Origin of the sequence: Kitasatospora purpeofusca (assembly GCF_042691725.1) — a bacterium.
GTDB lineage: Bacteria > Actinomycetota > Actinomycetes > Streptomycetales > Streptomycetaceae > Kitasatospora > Kitasatospora purpeofusca_B.
The window spans coordinates 2579299-2595931 of sequence record NZ_CP170483.1; the positions used below are offsets into that span (position 1 = coordinate 2579299).

Here is a 16633-nt window from a genome sequence, read left to right on the forward strand (position 1 = left end):
CCGCCGGGTAGGCATGGAGGCATGACCAACGCCGCCGAGCCCGCGCAGCCCCGCCCGGCCGCCGCCGTCCCCGCCCTCGCCCCCGCCGCCGTCCCCACCTCCGTCCCCACGGCGTCCTACCGGCTCCAGCTCCAGCCCGGCTTCACCCTGCGCGACGCCACCGCCGCCGTCCCCTACCTGGCCGCCCTCGGCGTCTCCCACCTGCACCTCTCCCCGCTGCTGGAGCCCGTGCCCGGCTCCGCGCACGGCTACGACACCGTCGACCACGGCCGGATCGCCGAGCAGCTCGGCGGCGAGCCGGCCCTGCGCGCGCTGGCCGCCGAGGCGCACCGGCACGGCCTGCGACTGCTCGCCGACGTGGTGCCCAACCACATGGCCGTGCCCGCCCCCGAGCACCTCAACCGACCGCTCTGGCAGGTCCTGCGGGACGGCCCCGACTCGCCGTACGCCCGCTGGTTCGACATCGACTGGCAGGCCCTGCCCGGCCCGCCGGACGCCCCCGAACGCGGCCGGGTGCTGCTGCCGCTGCTCGGCGACCGGCTCGGCGCCGTCCTCGACCAGCTCGTCGTCGACGGCGACACGCTCCGCTACCACGACCACGTGCTGCCGCTGCGCCCGGGCACCGAACGGCTCCCGCTGCCCGAGCTGCTCGCCCGGCAGTGGTACCGGCCGGCCTGGTGGCGGCTGGCCCGCACCGAGCTGAACTACCGGCGGTTCTTCACCGTCAACGAGCTGATCGCGGTCCGGGTCGAGGACCCGGAGGTGTTCGAGGCCACCCACGGCGTGCTGCTGCGGCTGCACCGCGCGGGCGTGCTGGACGGCTTCCGGATCGACCACCCGGACGGGCTCGCCGACCCGCGCGGCTACCTGGAGCGGCTCGCCGAGGCCACCGGCGGCGCGTACACGGTCGTCGAGAAGATCCTCACCGGTGAGGAGCGGCTGCCCGCCGACTGGCCGTGCGCCGGCACCACCGGGTACGACGCGCTGCACCGGATCGACGGGGTGCTCACCGACCACGCGGGCGCCTGCCGGCTGGCCGGGGCCTACGAGGCGTTCCTCACCGGCGCGGGCCCGGCCGGCGAACCCTGCGCCGACCCGCACCCGGCGCAGGCCGCCGCCCGGCAGGGACGGGCCGACATGACCGGGCCCGAGGGCGAGCTGGCCGCCGAGGTGGAGCGGCTGGTCCGGCTGGCCGTCCGGCTCGGCGCCACCGAGCCCGCGCACGCCGACCACCCGCCGGGGCGGCTGCGCGCCGCGCTGCGCCGGCTGCTCACCGGCTACCCCGCGTACCGGCCGTACGTGCGCCCCGGGGAGCCGCTGCCGGAGGCCTCTTCCCGGCAATTGCACGAGGCGCTCGCCTCCGACGGCGAACCCACCGACGCCACCGACCGGTTCGTCGCCGGCCTCGCGGAGGGCGCGCTCGGCCGCGGACCCGAGCAGGACGAGTTCGCCGTCCGCTTCGCCCAGACCGCCGCCGCGGTCGCCGCCAAGGGCGTCGAGGACACCGCCTTCTACCGGTGGAACGCGCTGCTGAGCCTCAACGAGGTCGGCGGCGAGCCCGCCCGGCCCGGGCTGCGGCCCGAGGACTTCCACGCCTGGTGCCACTACGTGGAACGGCACTGGCCGCACACCATGACGGTGCTCTCCACCCACGACACCAAGCGCAGCGCCGACGCCCGCGCCCGGCTCGCCGTGCTGGCCGAGCAGCCCGAGGCCTGGGCCGCCGAGGCCGCCGCCTGGTCCACCGCGGCCGGGTCCGGGCCCGCCGCCCGCTTCGACCCCGACAGCGACTGGCTGCTCTGGCAGACCCTGGTCGCCGCCTGGCCGGCCACCCCCGAACGGCTGATCGCCGCCGTGCTCAAGGCCGCCCGGGAGGCCAAGGTCCACACCTCCTGGACGACCCAGAACGTCCGCTTCGAACGCGCCCTCGCCGACCGCGTGCACGCCGTCTTCGGCAATCCCGGCCTGCTCCCCCGGATCGAGGGGTACGTGGCCGCGCTCGCCCCGTACGCGCGGTCCAACACGCTGGCCGCCGCGCTGCTGCACCTCACCGTGCCCGGCGTGCCGGACCTCTACCAGGGCAGCGAGGAACCGCTGTACACCCTGGTCGACCCGGACAACCGGCGCGCCGTCGACCTCGGGGCACTGGCGGTGCGGCTCACCGACTCGCCGGTGGCCCGCGCGGGCGACCTCGCCCGCGAGAAGCTGCACCTCACCACGACCGCCCTGCACCTGCGCCGCACCCGCCCGCTCGGCGCCCACCGGCCGCTCACCGCCGTCGGCCCGGCCGCCGGCCACCTGCTCGCCTTCGGGCGCGGACCGGACGTCCTCACCGCCGTCACCCGCCTGCCGTACGGGCTCGCCCGCGAGGGCGGCTGGCGCGGCACCGAACTGCACCTGCCCGACGGCGGCGGGTGGACCGACGAACTGACCGGCCGTCCCGTCCCGTCCGGCCCCGTGCTGGTGAAGGACCTGCTGGCCGACCTGCCGGTGGCCCTGCTGACCAGGAGGGGGCGGGCATGAGGTACGAGGTCTGGGCGCCGTACGCCGCCGAGCGGGTCGAGGTGGCCGTCGACGGCACGCGCCACCCGCTGGTGCGGGACGACGCCCGCGCCGGGTGGTGGCACGGCGAGGCGCCCGCCGGGGACCACGCCTTCGTGCTGGACGGCGGCCGCCCGCTGCCCGACCCGCGCTCGCCCCGGCAGCCGCACGGCCCCGACGGCCCCAGCCGCGCCGTCGACCACGCCGCGTTCCACTGGTCGCACACCGGATGGCACGGCCGCCCGCTCGCCGGCGCCGTCCTGTACGAGCTGCACGTCGGCACCTTCACCACCGCCGGCACCTTCGACGCGGCGGCCGCCCGGCTGGACCACCTGGTCGAGCTGGGCGTCGACTTCGTCGAGCTGATGCCGGTCTGCCCGTTCCCCGGCAAGCACGGCTGGGGGTACGACGGCGTCTCCCTCTGGGCCGTGCACGAGCCCTACGGCGGCCCCGAGGGGTTGAAGCGCTTCGTCGACGCCGCGCACCGCAAGGGCCTCGGCGTGATCCTCGACGTCGTCCACAACCACCTCGGCCCGGCCGGCAACTACCTGCCGCAGTTCGGCCCGTACTTCACCGACCGGCACCACACCCCGTGGGGCACGGCCGTCAACCTGGACGCGCCCGGCTCGGACGAGGTGCGCGCCTACCTGATCGGCAGCGCCCTCGCCTGGCTGCGCGACTACCGGATCGACGGCCTGCGGCTGGACGCCGTGCACGCCCTCGCCGACGACCGGGCCGTGCACTTCCTGGAGGAACTCGCCCGCGAGGTCGACCGGTTGGCGGTGGCCACCAACCGTCCGCTGTTCCTGATCGCCGAGTCCGACCTCAACGACCCGCGCACCACCACCCCGCGCGAGGCCGGCGGGCAGGGGCTCGCCGCCCAGTGGAGCGACGACTTCCACCACGCCCTGCACTGCGCCCTCACCGGCGAATCCCAGGGCTACTACGGGGACTTCGCCGCCGCCCCGCTCACCGCCGTCGCCAAGACCCTGACCCGCGGGTACTTCCACGACGGCACCTGGTCCTCGTTCCGCGACCGCCACCACGGCCGGCCGTTCCCGCCCGCCCACGGACACCGGCTGCTCGGCTACCTGCAGACCCACGACCAGATCGGCAACCGGGCGCTGGGCGACCGGATCTCCGCCGCTCTCTCCCCCGGCCGACTCGCCTGCGGCGCCGCACTGGTGCTCACCTCGCCGTTCACCCCGATGCTCTTCATGGGCGAGGAGTGGGGCGCGGCCACGCCCTGGCAGTACTTCACCGACCACACCGACCCCCACCTCGCCGAGGCCGTCCGCCGGGGCCGGCGGCGGGAGTTCGCCGAGCACGGCTGGGCGGCGGAGGCGGTGCCGGACCCGCAGGAGCCGGCCACCTTGCTGCGCTCCGTCCTCGACTGGACCGAGCCGCGGCGCGCGCCGCACTCCGAACTGCTGGACTGGTACCGGCGGTTGATCCGGCTGCGGCGGGAGTGCCCGGAGCTGTCGGACCCCGACCTGGCGGCGGTGCGGGTCGACGCGGACGAGGCCGCCGGGTGGCTGGTGGTGCACCGGGGGCCCTACCGGGTGGCGGTCAACCTCGGTACGGCGGTCGCGGCGCCGGCGCTGGAGGGGGAGGTGGTGGCGGCGTTCGGCGGGCACTCCGCCGCCGAGGGGCGGTTCGCGCTCGACCCCGACTCGGTGGTCGTACTGCGCACTTGACGACCCGTCACTCGATGAACGCGCCGATCCGGTCCCGCAGACCGTGCGCGTCCAGGCCGTAGGCGGCCAGGTGCTCCGGGATCGACCCGTACTGCCGGTGCTCGGTGCGCGGCACGCCGAGGCCCAGCACCCGGTGCGGGCGGTCGGCGAGCGCCTCGTGCGCCTCGTTGGCGGAGGTGCCGGCCAGGTACGGCTCGACCAGCACCACGTCCGCGCTCCGCTCGGTGGCCGCCCGCAGCGCGGCGCCGTCGAACGGCCGGACGGTGGCCGCGTACAGCACGGTGACGTCCAGGTTCGCGGTGGCGGCGAGCACGGCGTCCAGCATCGGGCCGACCGCGACCACGGCGCCCCGGGTGCCCCGCCGGACGACGGTGAAGCGGCCCGGCTCGATGGCGACGGCACTCTCGTTGCTGTGCGCGGAGAGACGGACGTACACCTTGCGGTCGCCGTCCGCCACGGCGTGGCGCAGCAGCCGCTCCGCCTCGTCCGGGTGACCGGGCACGTGCACCGTCCAGTCGGGCAGCGTGTCCAGCAGCGCGACGTCGCCCGGCGCCATGTGGGTGCGGCCGCCGGCCGGCCAGTCGTAGGAGCCGGCCGCGCTCACCAGCACCGCGCCGACGCCCTGGTGGCCGAGGTCCAACTTCACCTGCTCGAAGGGGCGCTCGACCAGGAAGCTGGCGAAGGTATGGGCGATCGGGCGCAGGCCGGTGAAGGCCAGGCCGGCGGTGGCGCCGATCAGCAGCTGCTCGCGGATGCCGACGTTGATCAGCCGGTCCGGGTGCCGCTCGGCGGCCGACTGGAAGCCGGCGGCGCTGATGTCCGCGAGGACGAGGGCGAGGCGCGGGTCCTCGTCCAGCAGGCGGGAGGTGGTCTCGATGAAGCGGTCACGCATGGTGTCCATGGGTGTTCGGGCCCTTTCCGGCTCAGGAGTTCTTCGGCTCGACGCGGGCCACCACGACCCGCGGCCGGCCCGGGTGCCCGGCGGTGTACGCCGCGTACAGCGCCTCGTGGTCGCGGCCGTCCACCGTCTGCGCCGACCAGCCCTCGGCGGCGAAGCGCGCGGCGATGCCGCCGCGCCAGCCGTGGGTGGCGGAGGAGTTGTCGATCACCAGGGCGTGCAGCCGCTCCAGCCCGTAGGCGCCGGCGAAGGCCACCGCCTCGTGATTGGAGCCCTCGTCGAACTCGGCGTCCCCGAGCAGCACCCAGACCGCCGGGTCGGTGAGCCCCTGGGCGCGCAGGCCGAGCGCCGTGCCGACCCCGATCGGCAGGCCGTGGCCGAGCGAGCCGGAGCTGATCTCCACTCCGGGGATCAGCAGGCGGTCCGGGTGATGGCCGAGCGGCGAGTCGTACGCGCCGAAGCTCGGCAGCACCGCCGGGTCGAGGAAGCCCTTGGCCGCGAGGACGGCGTAGTACGCCATCGGGCCGTGGCCCTTGGAGAGCAGGAAGCGGTCCCGGTCCTGGTCGTCGGCGGTGGCCGGGGTCACCCGCAGGACCCGGTCATACAGCACCCACAGCGCGTCCAGCGTGGAGGTGGCGGCCGGGCCGTGCTTCTCGTCGCCGGTCATCAGGGCCATCAGGCCCGGCAGCTCGGCGTAGCCGAGGGGGGTGCGGTTCGTCATGCCGTCGATGCTGCTACCTGAAGTCGACTTCAAGTCAAGCGCTACAGTGACCCCCATGAGCGCCCACAGCCCCAGCCGTCACGACCTCCTCACCATCGGCCAGCTCGCCGACCGCAGCGGCCTGGCCGCCTCCGCGCTGCGGTACTACGAGAAGCTGGGGCTGATCCACGCCACCCGCACCACCGGCAACCAGCGCCGCTACACCCGCGGCACGCTGCGCCGGATCGCCTTCGTCCGGGCCGCCCAGCGGGTCGGCCTGTCCCTGGACGAGGCCAAGGTCGCCCTCGACCGCCTCCCCGAGCACCGCGCGCCGAGCGGGGTGGAGTGGGACGGCGTCGCGCAGTCCTGGCAGAGCCGGATCGACGAGCAGATCGCCGAACTGGAGCGGCTGAAGGCCAAGCTCACCGGCTGCATCGGCTGCGGCTGCCTGTCGCTCACCCGGTGCGGCCTCTACAACGCCGCCGACCGCGCCGGCGCCGCCGGCCCGGGCGCCCGCTACCTGCTCACCCGCGACCCCGCCACCGGCCCGGAACCGGCGGGCGGCGACTTCACGGAGTGACGAAGGGTCCCGACCGCGGGGGCGGCCGGGACCCGGGGGGGTCCCCTCATCATCACGAGAACCCCCACCCCGGCGACATCCCACCCTTGTGGGGGCCGGGAGAGCCTTCCGGGCCAGGCTTCCCCGCGCCCGCCCCACCCCGGCCCCCCCACGGAGTGACCCCCACCCATGGACACGCTCCTCCTCGCCGACGGCCTCTCCGCCGCGGTGACCGCCGCCGTCCACCGCGAGGCGCTGCGCGCGCTGCGCCTGGGTGGACGCGTACAGCAACGAGCCGTGGCCGGCTGAGGTGCACCATCAGCGCCGAGGGCCGGCGCGACGACGTCCAGGTCTACCGTGCGAGCGACACCGGCGGCGGCCTCCACGTCACCGCCGCACGGGGTCCACCCGCCGCAGCCGCAGCTGAAGGGGCCCGGCCGTGAGCTCCAACAAGCCGCTTTCGTCGAGGCGTTCGGCGACGAAGCGTTCGGCGCCGGGGCCGGCGAGGCAGCATTCCAGTCGGCGCCACTCCGGCCTGCTCATGGGCTGGAAGCGGACGGCCACCCAGAGGTCGGCCAGCGCCTTGGAGAGGAGGGTGTAGGTCGTGGGCGGCATGACGCCGGGGACCTCGACGGTGACGAGCCGAGGCGGCGTCACCGGATGCGTCCGACGGGCGACTCGACCTCGGCCCACACGATCTTGCCCACGCCACCCTCGCGCGGGCAGCAACCCCACCGGTGGGCCAGCAACTTGACGATCGCGAGCCCGCGCCCGGACTCGTCCTCCCCGCCGGCCGCCCGCAACACCAGCCCGCGTTCACCCCGGGCGTCGTGCACCTCGATGCGGAGACGTCGGCGGTCGACGCTGAGGACGAGCTGAACCTGTCGCCCCATCGGCGTGCCGTGCAGAACGGCGTTGGTCACGAGCTCGCTGACGATCAACTGCCCGGTCTCGATGAAGCGTTCGCCCCCGGGCGCATTGGCGAGCAGGTTTTCGAGCAACCGGCGCGCTTCCCCCGGCGAGCGCCTGCTACGCGGGAGCCAGCTGGAGAGGGAGGGGGCGGAGGGGAGGCAGGAGGACATGGCGGTTTCACCTTCCTGGCACAGGGAGTTGAAGGCGTGATGCTGCCGATGATCACTCAGACGAATCGTCGAGTCACCGGGTGTAGCATGCACCTCGCAGCTGATTGCGCGCAAGCGCATCACACATGCAATTGCATCCTCTGCCAACATGGTTGAGGCTCCAGGAGGGGTGGCAAACTATGCAAGGAACCGAACAGCCAGGGAGTGTGACGGGTGAGCAGTCCGACCGTGCTGCGGCGTAGGCTCGGCGGCGAGCTTGGCAAGTTGCGCTCGCTACGCGACCTGAGCGCGAAGGACGTGGCTGCCGCCCTGGGGTGGTCCGCCTCGAAACTGAGCCGCATCGAGAGCGGCCTGGTCTCACTACAAGAGCGCGACGCGGCCAAGCTGTTGGCCCACTACGGAATCACTTCACCCGATGAGGTGAAGCAGTTCCTCAAGCTCACCAGGCAGAGCCGGCAACAGGGCTGGTGGCACGCCTACGGCGATGCCTTGCCGGACTGGTTCCGGGCCTACGTCGGCTTCGAGTCCGACGCAACGAAGATCGTGACGTATCAGTGCGAACTCGTCCCGGGCCTGCTCCAGACCGAGAGCTACGCCCGGCATGTCATCCGAGCGATGAAGCCGATGGAATCCGCAGAAGACGTTGAGCGTCGGGTCGCCTTCCGGATGGAACGCCAACAGATCTTTGAGCGGAGCGATCCTCCCCAGTTCTGGGCAGTCATCGGCGAGGCAGTCATAAGGCGCCCGATCGGTGATGGCCCCACCATGGCCGCCCAGTTGGAACACCTCGCCGCCATGGCACATGAACGGCCCAACATCACCATCCAGGTGCTGCCGTTCTCGGCAGGTGCACATGCCGCGATGGGAGCCTCCTTCTCGCTGCTCTCATTCAGCGACATCCCCGGCAGCGTCGCCTACTCCGAGGCTACGACCAGCAGCATCTACACCGAGCGCCCGTCCGAGGTCGCACGCCACGAGGACACGTTCCTCCGCCTCATGGCTTCCGCTGTCCAACCCGAGAAATCCATCTCATGGTTGAAGAAGGTCGCAGAGGAGTATCGCGCATGAAGCAGAACCCTTACGGTGCCGATTGGCGCAAGAGCACATACAGCAACGGCGAGGGCGACTGCATCGAAATCGCCGACGGCCTCACCGGCATAGTCCCGGTCCGCGACAGCAAGGACCCCCACGGCCCCACCCTCACCTTCACCACCACCGCCTGGCACTCCTTCCTCACCGCCATCCACAACGGCGAACTCCCCACCCACGCCTGAGCACCCCGGCAGCGCCTGTGCACCGGCACAGGCCCCGCCGGAACAAGACCCAACCCGAGGGAGCCAACATGCAAAGCACGACGGCATGGCGGAAGAGCAGCTACAGCAACGGCCAGGGTGACTGCATCGAAATCGCCGCCACCCTCACCGACACCGTCCCCGTCCGCGACAGCAAGGACCCCCACGGCCCCACCCTCGCCTTCACCACCACCGCCTGGCAGTCCTTCCTCACCGCCATCCACAACGGCGAACTCCCCACCCACGCCTGAGCACCTTCCTGCGCCCCGCCGGAAGCATCCGGCGGGGCGCAGGGCCACGGACTCGCGGCGGGCCAGCCCGCGAGGCGGCAGTGAAGATTCCCCACGACGATCTGGAGGAGGCCGTCCATGCTCCTGGATGGTGACCAGTGGCGCCGGCACTTCGACGGGTACCGGCACGACGCGTTCCGGCTCGAAGCGCAGCCCGTCTACACCATGCCGCGCGAGGCCGAGAACCTCGCGCGGTTCCTCCGGGGTGAGCCGAAGCCGGCCGATCACAACGCGGCGTGGCACGCACGGGTTCGCGGGTTCGTCTCCTCGGGCCGGACGATCGGGCGCGTCCGCGTCGTCCGGCAGCCGCTGACCGACTACCAGCGTTACCAGTTCGCCTGGGGCATCCCGGGCAACATCGCCGCCGGCGAGGACATCCGCGTCCTGGACGCCACCGAGCAGGACTACGGCATCCCGCTCCAGGACTGGTGGATGTTCGACGACTCCTCGGTCGTCCGGCTCAACTTCCGCCCGGACGGCACGCAGATCAACCGCGAACTGGCCGACGCCCAGGCCGCCGAATGCCGGGAGCTGCGACGGCTGGCACTCGCCCACGCGGTGCCCTTCGCCGCCTACGTGAAAGTCCACGGGTGACACACGAACCGGATCAGCTCGGCCGCTGACTTCGCCCGCAATCCGACTTCGCCGGAAAATGCGGGTGCCCTCCCCGGCGATTGAGGCGCCGGGGAGGGCATTCATGCGTCGTTCAGGTGCCTTTTACCTCGCGGTTGCGGGAATCAGTTCCACTTCTGGTAGTTGCCGCCGTTGCCGCCCAGGGTGTAGACGTTCCCGTTGACGTTGCTGTCCAGGTAGCCGCCGGTGGCGAGGTCACGGTAGAACCAGCCGTTGCCGCCCCACTCCTTGACCCACTTCTGGTAGCTGCCGCCGTTGCAGCCGAGGGTGTAGACGTTGCCGGCGCCGTTGCTGTCGAGGCATCGGCCGGTGGCCAGGTTCTTCAGGGTGAAGGTGTTGCCGCCCAGGTCCTCGGCCCACCAGACCTGGTAGGAGCCGCCGTTGGCGCCCAGGGTGTAGACGTCGCCGTTGCCGTTGCTGTCCAGGACGCGGCTGGTGGCGAGGTTGGTGAGGGTGACGTAGCCGGAGGCGGCGCTGGCCGAGCCGGCGGTCAGGAACGTCGCCCCGCCGGCCAGCACGGCCGTCGCGGCGGCAAGGGCGGCGGTGCGCTTGACGAGCTTCATCGCATTTCCTCCCGATGTCGACCGGCCCCTTGACCGGTCGACTCCGAACTTATCCAAAGACTCCCTTCCGGCGGGTTTCCGGATCTCCGGATATGTCCGGCTTCAGCCACTTGGAATTGAACCATCCGGATTTATTTGCCATGAATGGAATAATTCCGACCGGTTTTGTCCGGCGGGCGGTCCGGAATTCTCCGGATCCATGCTGGACAGAGTTCGCCGACGGAGCGATGTCATGGCAAGGTCAGATAGATGCGGAGGAAAGGTTCATTCCGGGCGCACCACGGACGGGAGCCGCCCACCGCCAACTTGGCCGGATCCTACGGGGGCGATCAGTTCTCCCGGCGGCGGGGGCGCAGGGTGAGGCCGAGGCCGGTGGCGGCCGTCAGCACGCCGAGCAGGGCCGGCAGGCGCGACCACTCGCCCGCGCCGGTGTCGGCGAAGGCCGCCGGGAGGACGAGCGCCGACGCCGCCAGGGCGGCGAGCGCGTGGGCGGGCCGCGGGCGCCGCCGGTCCGGGCCGAGGGCGTCGAGGAGGAGCAGGTAGGCGGTCAGCAGGACGGCGACGGCCGCGCCCCGCCAGACGGCGGGCTCGCCGACGGCGGCGAGCAGGACGCAGCCGGTCGCCAGCAGGGTGGTGCGCCGGGTGGCCAGCCGGGCCGGCCAGGTGGTGGGCCGGCGCGCCGGCTCGGGCGGCGGCGGGGCCGCCCAGGTCGCCAGGGCGAGCAGGGCCAGTAGGGCGGCCGGCCCGAAGGGCCCGACCCGGGCGGCCGCACCGTCGTCGGCGCCCACCCCGGCCGAGGCCAGCAGCAGGGCGTCGGCGACGAGGCACAGCAGGACCCGTTCCAGTCTCGGGGCCCACCGCACGGTGTCCGTCATCGGGAGCCTCCTCCGATCCGGCGGCGCAGCAGGGGTGCGAGGGCGAGGTCGAGGGCCTCGCCGGGGGTGTACCGGGCGACGGGGACGCCGCGGGCGCGCAGGGCCGCGCGCATCGCCTCCCGCTCGGCGTGCCAGAGCCGCAGGGCCAGCGCGCCCGTCTCGTCGTCCCGTTCGACCACGGGTTCGCCGACCGGGACCTCGACCACGACCAGCGGGTTGCCGTGGTCGCCGATACGGCCGAGCACCTCCAGGATCCGCTGGTCGGCGAGCGGCGTGAACGCGTAGACCAGGGCGTGGCCGGGCAGGGCGGGCAGCGGGAGCCGGGACAGCGCGGGCCCGCGGTGGACCCGGTCCTGACGGACCTCCAGCACGCTCTCGACCATCCGGTGGAACTGGCGGTCGCCGCTCCCGGCGGTGAGCCAGCGCAGTTGTCCGCCGACCGCGATCAGGCCGACCCGGTCGTGCCGGCGCAGGTAGGCGCGGGTCAGTCCGGCGGCCGCGCGCAGGCTCTCGTCCAGGCTGGACAGGCCGGTGGCCGGGTCGTGGACGTCGTCGAAGGTGTCGAGCAGGACGACGGCGTCGGAGGCCCGTTCGGCGGCGAACTGGTTGATCTGGATGCTGCCGCGCCGGGTGGTGGAGGGCCAGTGGATGCGCCGCTGGCGCTCGCCGTGCACGTACGGGCGGACACCGACCACCTCGACGCCGGTGCCGTCGTGGCGGGTGGTGTGCTCGCCGAGCCGTTCGGGCAGCCGGACCGGGATCGGGGTGAGGCGGGCCGTCGCGGGCACCGGGAAGACGTCCGCGGTGCCGAGGTCGGTGCGCACCGTGCGGCGTGCCAGGGCGCCGGCGTCGTGGACGTCGATGTCGACGGTGCCCAGGCTCCAGCGGCCCCAGCTGTCGGCGCGCAGGGCGAGGTCCACGCCGGTGGCGCGCACGGTCAGCGCCTCCAGGGCGACGCCGGGGCCCAGGGCGATGGTGGGGTCGAGCGGGCCCGTCCGCCCGTCGTGCCGGAGCTCGATGCGGGCGGTGATGCGCTCGCCCTCGAAGCAGCGCCGCGGCGCCACGGTGGCGGTGGCGGCCAGGTCGGTGGGCCGGCTGCCGCCCGGGGCGGCCAGGGCGAGCAGCACGGCCGGGGCCGCGGCCAGGGCGAGCAGCCAGGCGTGCCCGGTGAGCAGGGCGGCCGCGGCGGCGACGGTGGCGACGGAGAGCAGCCGCAGGGTCCGCTCGGCGGCCCGCCAGTGCGGCGAGGGCGGGCTGCTGGGCAGGCCGTCCGCAGTGGCCCGGGTGCTGCGGGCGAGGATCCGGGCGGTCACCGGGTCGGCGGTCACCGGGTCGGCGGCCTCGGAGGGCTCGGCGCTCACCGCGCGGCGTCCTCGCCCGGGCCGGCGGACGCCCCCGCAGGCCGCGCGGCGGCGCGCGGCACGGTCTGCGGCGCCGGAACGCCGGCGACCACCCGGGCCAGCACCTCGTCCGCCTCGACCTGGCGCACCCACAACTCCGGCTTCAGCGTGATGCGGTGGGCCAGCGCGGGGACGGCGAGCGCCTTGACGTCCTCCGGGATCAGGTAGTCGCGGCCCTCCAGCATCGCGTGGGCGCGGGCGAGTTGCACCAGCGCGAGGCCGCCGCGCGGCGAGGCGCCGACCTGGATCTGCGGATCGTTGCGGGTGGCGTCGACCAGCGCGACGACGTAGTCGACGAGGTCGTCGTCGACCTCCACGCGCTCCACCGCCGCCCTTACGGCGAGCAGTTCGGCGGGGCTGCTGACGGCGTCGAGGACCGCCTCGGGGACGGACCGGTCCAGCCGGGCCCGCAGCATCGCGGCCTCCAGGCCGGTGGACAGGTACCCCATCCGCACCCGGAGCAGGAAGCGGTCCAGCTGGGCCTCGGGGAGGGCGTAGGTGCCCTCGTACTCGATCGGGTTGGCGGTGGCGATCACCGCGAAGGGCTGCGGCAGGCGGCGGGTGGCGCCGTCGACCGAGACCTGGCCCTCGGCCATCGCCTCCAGCAGCGCGGCCTGGGTCTTCGGCGGGGTGCGGTTGATCTCGTCGGCCAGCAGCAGCTGGGTGAAGAGCGGGCCGGGCCGGAACACCATCTCGCCGCTGTGCTGGTCGTAGAACGGCGCGCCGGTGACGTCCGAGGGCAGCAGGTCGGGCGTGAACTGGATCCGGCGGAAGTCCAGGCCGAGGGTGGTCGCGAACGAGCGGGCCAGCAGCGTCTTGCCGAGCCCCGGCAGGTCCTCGATCAGCACATGGCCGCCGGCGACGATGCCCAGCATCACCAGGCGCAGCGCGTCGGGCTTGCCGACGACGGCGCGTTCGATCTCCTTGAGCACCGCGCGGGCGCGGTCCCCGGCCTGCTGCGGCGTCAGCGGGCCGGGCCCGCCCGGGGCGGCCGGGTCGGCGGCCGGGGCGGTGCCCGGGTCGGCGGGGGCCTGCGGGAGGGAGGTCATGGCTCTCCTGACGGGACGGTCGGGCCGGGCGACTGCGGGCGGCCCTGCGAGGGGTGAACGGTGCGGCGGGCGGGGGCCGGGAGCGGCCGGACGGCTACAGGGATTCCAGCCGGTCGACGAGGGCCCGCAGGACGTCCGGCGGGACGGTCGGGGCCGGGGGTTCGCCGACCGGGTCGATCCAGGGCCACAGGCGCACGCCGATCAGCTCCGCCGCCCGTTCCGGGTCGGCGGTGAGCGAGACGTGGTGGGCCTCCGACAGCCGGGCCGCGAACAGCCGCTGGAGCCGGCCGCGCAGCGGCTGGGCGTCGCCGTCCGGCGCCAGCCCCTGCCGTACGGTCCACCGCCAGTCGCCGAGACCGGGCTCGTGCGAGTCCCTCAGCCGCGGCCGGCGGCGCAGGCCCACGTCCAGCGCCCCGGCGCCGGCGACGTACCGGCCGGTGAGCAGGGCGGCGACCCCGAACAGGACCGCTCCGGCGACGACCGCCGGCCGGCCGCCGACCAGGCCGATCACCACCTCGGCGAGGACGGCGGCGGCGGTCAGTTCGACCAGGCAGTGCCGGACGGAGCCGGGCCAGGTCGACTTCCGGGCCTCCTCGGACGTCCCGGCGGTGCGGCGGGCGGGGTCACTGCTCATCGGTGGCTCCGGGGCGCGGCGGCGCGGTCGGACGCGGGCCGCCCGGCCCCGTCGGCGGGCTGCCCGTCGGCCTCCGCCAGGCGGGCGGCGATGGTGTCCAGGGCGGCGCGGGCCCGGCGCACATGGCCGTCGTCCATCGGATGGGACGAGTACCGGGCCTCCCGGAACAGTTCGGTGAGCGCGTACGCGGGGGCCCGGTCGACCCGGTCGTCCGCCACCGCCCGCTCCAGCAGCTCCGCCGGATTGTCGCTGACCTGCCGCTCCATCCCGGACTCGGCCAGTGAGGCCTCCATCGCGGCGTAGCAGGCGATCACGGCGGCCCGCGCGTCGGCGCCGTGCAGGGACCGCAGGCCGGTGGCGACGGCGGCCGCGAGGGCGTCGTCCTCGCGCCCCCGCCCGATGACGACGCCGGGGAGCGACCGCGCCCGCCGCCGGGCGCGGTACCGGACCAGCAGCATCCGGACCAGCGCCGCGGCCAGGAGGAGCGCGACGACTGCGGCGAGCCCGTACAGCAGCAGGGCGAGCAGGTTGCCGTCATCGACCGGCGGGCTGTCCTCCGGAGGTTGTGTCGGGGCCGGCTCCAGCGGGGGTTTGACCTTCGGCTCCGCGGGTCCGTCCGGCTTGCGCACCCGGCTGTGCAGGACCAGCACCAGCGCCGGGACCAGCACGGCGACGGCGCCCAGCAGCAACACGGCGGCCTCGCGCAGGCGTTCGGCCCAGGGCGTCGGCCCGACCAGGGAGCGGACCTCCTCGCGCAAGCGCGACGCGAACCAGCCGACGAGCCCCGCCCAGCCGAGGGCGATCAGCACCACGAGCCCGGTCGAGCCGACCGTCGGGGCGCCGAGCGTCCCGAGCAGGCCTCCCTCCGGACGCAGCGCCGCGGCGGCGACCAGCAGCCCGCCACCGATCAGCAGCAGCGGTACCGTCCGGCCGTCGGCGCTTCCCCCGCCCGCCCGGCGGCGCCGGAGCCCCTCCGGCGACACGTCCTCGGTCATGCAACCCCCGGTCCCCGCGCATGTGTTCGACCACGCGCGCCGAAGCGTCGCACACCCACGGCCGCGCTGTCACCCTCGTTCCGGAGGGCGGACCGCAAGGCCGGGGCGCGCTACGCCAGGCCGAGCAGCCTGGCCACCGCGCCCGCCGTCCCGGGGCCGTCCGCGTGCACCGCGGTGATGCCCAGCGCCTCGGCCGGGCCGAGGTTCACGGCGCGGTCGTCGACGAAGACGCACGCCTCGCCGGGCAGGCCGAGCCGCTCCAGGGTGAGCCGGTAGATGTCCGGGTCCGGCTTCGCCAGGCCCACCTCGCCGCTGATCACCCGGACGTCGAAGAGGTCCCAGACGCCGGTGGCGGTGTACGGGTTGTAGGGCTCGAAGCCGTAGGAGTTGGAGAGCAGGGCGACGGCGAGGCCCGCCGCGCGCGCCGCCCGCACCAGCTCCACCATCGCGGGGACGGCCCGCACCCCGGCGTGCGCCCGGCCCATCAGGTCCTCCGGGTCGACGCCGATCAGCGCGGCGGTGCGGCGGTTCCACTCGTGCTGCGAGAGCCGGCCGAGCTCCAGTTCCCCGTACAGCGCCCGCCCGGCCGGGTCCTCCACCAGGGCGCGCCGCCAGGCGTCCGGCGCGAGGCCGCTGCGCGTGCACCAGTCGCGCACGGCCGCCCCGAGCGGGGTGGTCAGCACACCCGCGAAGTCGACGATCAGGCCCCGGTACGGCGACGTCCGCTCCTGCGCGTCCGGGTGGGCCGGCCTCACTCGGCACCGTCCGTCGCCTCACGCGGGCGGCGGCGCGTGGACCGGGCCCGGTTGCCGCAGCCGACGGTGCACCACGCCTGGTCGCGGCGGCGCGCGACGAAGAACATGCCGCAGCTCGGCGCCGGGCAGCGGCGCAGCCGTGCGTGGTCGGGGCCGGCGACGAGGACGAGCGTCTCGCGGGCGACGGCCTCGGCGGGGCCGCCGCCGTGGTCCTGCTGTTCGAGCCGGCCGTCGGCGGTCACCCGCAGCACGACCGGGGCGGTGGCGGCGAGCTCGTTGAGCGCGCTCCGCGCCCCGTCGGGGACCGCGCGCTTCCCGGCGGCGGCGTCCAGGGCGGCGCGCACCGGCGCGCGCAGCTCGACGAGGTCGGCGAGCGGGAGGGCGGACAGCCGCCGGTCGGCGGCGCGGGCCCGCCAGCGCGCGGTCAGGGCGGGATCGGCGAGGACGTCGATGTCGGTGCGGTCCTGAGCCGCGCCGACGAGAACGGTGTTGGCGAGGTCGAGGACCGCGCCGTCGCCGATCCACGGCAGGTCGTAGAGGTCCCGGATGGTCACCCGGCCCAATCTACTGGATGGATCTACCGGATTCACCAGCGCGAAAGCGTGATAGCTTTCCGGGCATCGGATCACGGATTTCGGATACCGAATCCGTGACGCAAGGCCACAGCCAA

Annotated in this window: 19 protein-coding genes; 7 read left to right on the forward strand and 12 right to left on the reverse strand. The window is 74.4% G+C overall.

What is annotated here, in order from left to right; genetic code table 11:
• Window positions 1–21 precede the first annotated feature (21 nt).
• Together treY and treZ are read left to right on the forward strand one after the other, a co-directional pair.
• The gene (gene treY, locus ACFCLZ_RS10585) at window positions 22–2523 is read left to right on the forward strand and encodes a malto-oligosyltrehalose synthase (RefSeq protein WP_380284584.1); all 2502 of its coding nucleotides are present in this window, start codon (window positions 22–24) and stop codon (window positions 2521–2523) included.
• Window positions 2520–4238: a malto-oligosyltrehalose trehalohydrolase gene (gene treZ / locus ACFCLZ_RS10590; RefSeq protein WP_380284585.1), complete on the forward strand. Its 1719-nt coding sequence runs from the start codon at window positions 2520–2522 to the stop codon at window positions 4236–4238. The genes treY and treZ overlap by 4 nt, the downstream gene beginning before the upstream one ends.
• A 7-nt stretch (window positions 4239–4245) precedes the next feature.
• Here the strand turns inward: treZ and ACFCLZ_RS10595 are convergent, their stop codons facing one another.
• Together ACFCLZ_RS10595 and ACFCLZ_RS10600 are read right to left on the reverse strand one after the other, a co-directional pair.
• Window positions 4246–5139: a transketolase family protein gene (locus ACFCLZ_RS10595; protein WP_380284587.1), complete on the reverse strand. Its 894-nt coding sequence runs from the start codon at window positions 5137–5139 to the stop codon at window positions 4246–4248.
• 22 nt (window positions 5140–5161) lie between these two features.
• Window positions 5162–5857, reverse strand: a complete 696-nt coding sequence (locus ACFCLZ_RS10600; RefSeq protein WP_380284588.1) for a transketolase — start codon at window positions 5855–5857, stop codon at window positions 5162–5164.
• Window positions 5858–5912: 55 nt separating this feature from the next.
• On the opposite strand from ACFCLZ_RS10600, the gene soxR reads away from it, so the two are divergent.
• The gene (gene soxR, locus ACFCLZ_RS10605) at window positions 5913–6416 is read left to right on the forward strand and encodes a redox-sensitive transcriptional activator SoxR (RefSeq protein WP_380284589.1); all 504 of its coding nucleotides are present in this window, start codon (window positions 5913–5915) and stop codon (window positions 6414–6416) included.
• A 366-nt stretch (window positions 6417–6782) separates the two neighbouring features.
• Here soxR and ACFCLZ_RS10610 read toward each other — a convergent pair whose 3' ends face one another.
• Both ACFCLZ_RS10610 and ACFCLZ_RS10615 read right to left on the reverse strand, forming a co-directional pair.
• Window positions 6783–7052: a hypothetical protein gene (locus ACFCLZ_RS10610; RefSeq protein WP_380284591.1), complete on the reverse strand. Its 270-nt coding sequence runs from the start codon at window positions 7050–7052 to the stop codon at window positions 6783–6785.
• Window positions 7049–7627: an ATP-binding protein gene (locus tag ACFCLZ_RS10615; RefSeq protein WP_380284592.1), complete on the reverse strand. Its 579-nt coding sequence runs from the start codon at window positions 7625–7627 to the stop codon at window positions 7049–7051. The genes ACFCLZ_RS10610 and ACFCLZ_RS10615 overlap by 4 nt, the downstream gene beginning before the upstream one ends.
• A 63-nt stretch (window positions 7628–7690) precedes the next feature.
• On the opposite strand from ACFCLZ_RS10615, the gene ACFCLZ_RS10620 reads away from it, so the two are divergent.
• The 4 genes from ACFCLZ_RS10620 to ACFCLZ_RS10635 all read left to right on the forward strand — a co-directional run bounded on the left by ACFCLZ_RS10620 (window position 7691) and on the right by ACFCLZ_RS10635 (window position 9653).
• Window positions 7691–8545 carry a helix-turn-helix domain-containing protein gene (locus ACFCLZ_RS10620; RefSeq protein ID WP_380284593.1) on the forward strand — a complete coding sequence of 285 codons (855 nt, stop codon included), beginning with the start codon at window positions 7691–7693 and terminating at the stop codon, window positions 8543–8545.
• Window positions 8542–8751 carry a DUF397 domain-containing protein gene (locus tag ACFCLZ_RS10625; protein ID WP_380284595.1) on the forward strand — a complete coding sequence of 70 codons (210 nt, stop codon included), beginning with the start codon at window positions 8542–8544 and terminating at the stop codon, window positions 8749–8751. Before ACFCLZ_RS10620 ends, ACFCLZ_RS10625 begins: the two co-directional genes overlap by 4 nt.
• A 68-nt stretch (window positions 8752–8819) precedes the next feature.
• Window positions 8820–9020 (forward strand): DUF397 domain-containing protein, encoded by a 201-nt coding sequence (locus tag ACFCLZ_RS10630; protein ID WP_380284597.1) that lies wholly within the window; start codon window positions 8820–8822, stop codon window positions 9018–9020.
• A gap of 117 nt (window positions 9021–9137) precedes the next feature.
• A complete protein-coding gene (locus tag ACFCLZ_RS10635) occupies window positions 9138–9653 on the forward strand; it encodes a DUF6879 family protein (protein ID WP_380284599.1) in 516 nt (171 codons plus the stop codon).
• 143 nt (window positions 9654–9796) lie between these two features.
• On the opposite strand, the gene ACFCLZ_RS10640 is transcribed toward ACFCLZ_RS10635, so the two are convergent.
• The 8 genes from ACFCLZ_RS10640 to ACFCLZ_RS10675 all read right to left on the reverse strand — a co-directional run bounded on the left by ACFCLZ_RS10640 (window position 9797) and on the right by ACFCLZ_RS10675 (window position 16517).
• Complete coding sequence (locus ACFCLZ_RS10640; RefSeq protein ID WP_380284600.1) at window positions 9797–10255, reverse strand: RICIN domain-containing protein; 459 nt, start codon at window positions 10253–10255, stop codon at window positions 9797–9799.
• A 329-nt stretch (window positions 10256–10584) separates the two neighbouring features.
• Window positions 10585–11130, reverse strand: a complete 546-nt coding sequence (locus ACFCLZ_RS10645) for a hypothetical protein (protein WP_380284602.1) — start codon at window positions 11128–11130, stop codon at window positions 10585–10587.
• Complete coding sequence (locus ACFCLZ_RS10650) at window positions 11127–12491, reverse strand: DUF58 domain-containing protein (protein ID WP_380284604.1); 1365 nt, start codon at window positions 12489–12491, stop codon at window positions 11127–11129. Before ACFCLZ_RS10650 ends, ACFCLZ_RS10645 begins: the two co-directional genes overlap by 4 nt.
• Window positions 12488–13579: an AAA family ATPase gene (locus ACFCLZ_RS10655; RefSeq protein WP_380284606.1), complete on the reverse strand. Its 1092-nt coding sequence runs from the start codon at window positions 13577–13579 to the stop codon at window positions 12488–12490. The genes ACFCLZ_RS10650 and ACFCLZ_RS10655 overlap by 4 nt, the downstream gene beginning before the upstream one ends.
• Before the next feature lie 94 nt (window positions 13580–13673).
• Window positions 13674–14213: a hypothetical protein gene (locus ACFCLZ_RS10660; RefSeq protein ID WP_380284607.1), complete on the reverse strand. Its 540-nt coding sequence runs from the start codon at window positions 14211–14213 to the stop codon at window positions 13674–13676.
• Window positions 14210–15208: a DUF4129 domain-containing protein gene (locus ACFCLZ_RS10665; protein WP_380284609.1), complete on the reverse strand. Its 999-nt coding sequence runs from the start codon at window positions 15206–15208 to the stop codon at window positions 14210–14212. Before ACFCLZ_RS10665 ends, ACFCLZ_RS10660 begins: the two co-directional genes overlap by 4 nt.
• 110 nt (window positions 15209–15318) lie before the next feature.
• Window positions 15319–15963: an HAD-IA family hydrolase gene (locus ACFCLZ_RS10670; protein ID WP_380284611.1), complete on the reverse strand. Its 645-nt coding sequence runs from the start codon at window positions 15961–15963 to the stop codon at window positions 15319–15321.
• Entirely contained in the window at window positions 15960–16517 is a 558-nt protein-coding gene (locus ACFCLZ_RS10675; RefSeq protein WP_380284612.1) for an ABATE domain-containing protein, read from the reverse strand. The genes ACFCLZ_RS10670 and ACFCLZ_RS10675 overlap by 4 nt, the downstream gene beginning before the upstream one ends.
• Window positions 16518–16633 lie beyond the last annotated feature (116 nt).

Coding starts and splice junctions, on each gene's coding strand:
- soxR (WP_380284589.1), top strand. CDS start 5,913: ATGAGCGCCCACAGCCCCAGCCGTCACGACCTCCTCACCATCGGCCAG.
- ACFCLZ_RS10630 (WP_380284597.1), top strand. CDS start 8,820: ATGCAAAGCACGACGGCATGGCGGAAGAGCAGCTACAGCAACGGCCAG.
- ACFCLZ_RS10595 (WP_380284587.1), bottom strand. CDS start 5,139: ATGGACACCATGCGTGACCGCTTCATCGAGACCACCTCCCGCCTGCTG.
- ACFCLZ_RS10660 (WP_380284607.1), bottom strand. CDS start 14,213: ATGAGCAGTGACCCCGCCCGCCGCACCGCCGGGACGTCCGAGGAGGCC.
- ACFCLZ_RS10665 (WP_380284609.1), bottom strand. CDS start 15,208: ATGACCGAGGACGTGTCGCCGGAGGGGCTCCGGCGCCGCCGGGCGGGC.
- ACFCLZ_RS10615 (WP_380284592.1), bottom strand. CDS start 7,627: ATGTTGGCAGAGGATGCAATTGCATGTGTGATGCGCTTGCGCGCAATC.
- ACFCLZ_RS10600 (WP_380284588.1), bottom strand. CDS start 5,857: ATGACGAACCGCACCCCCCTCGGCTACGCCGAGCTGCCGGGCCTGATG.
- ACFCLZ_RS10655 (WP_380284606.1), bottom strand. CDS start 13,579: ATGACCTCCCTCCCGCAGGCCCCCGCCGACCCGGGCACCGCCCCGGCC.
- ACFCLZ_RS10645 (WP_380284602.1), bottom strand. CDS start 11,130: ATGACGGACACCGTGCGGTGGGCCCCGAGACTGGAACGGGTCCTGCTG.
- treY (WP_380284584.1), top strand. CDS start 22: ATGACCAACGCCGCCGAGCCCGCGCAGCCCCGCCCGGCCGCCGCCGTC.
- treZ (WP_380284585.1), top strand. CDS start 2,520: ATGAGGTACGAGGTCTGGGCGCCGTACGCCGCCGAGCGGGTCGAGGTG.
- ACFCLZ_RS10625 (WP_380284595.1), top strand. CDS start 8,542: ATGAAGCAGAACCCTTACGGTGCCGATTGGCGCAAGAGCACATACAGC.
- ACFCLZ_RS10640 (WP_380284600.1), bottom strand. CDS start 10,255: ATGAAGCTCGTCAAGCGCACCGCCGCCCTTGCCGCCGCGACGGCCGTG.
- ACFCLZ_RS10635 (WP_380284599.1), top strand. CDS start 9,138: ATGCTCCTGGATGGTGACCAGTGGCGCCGGCACTTCGACGGGTACCGG.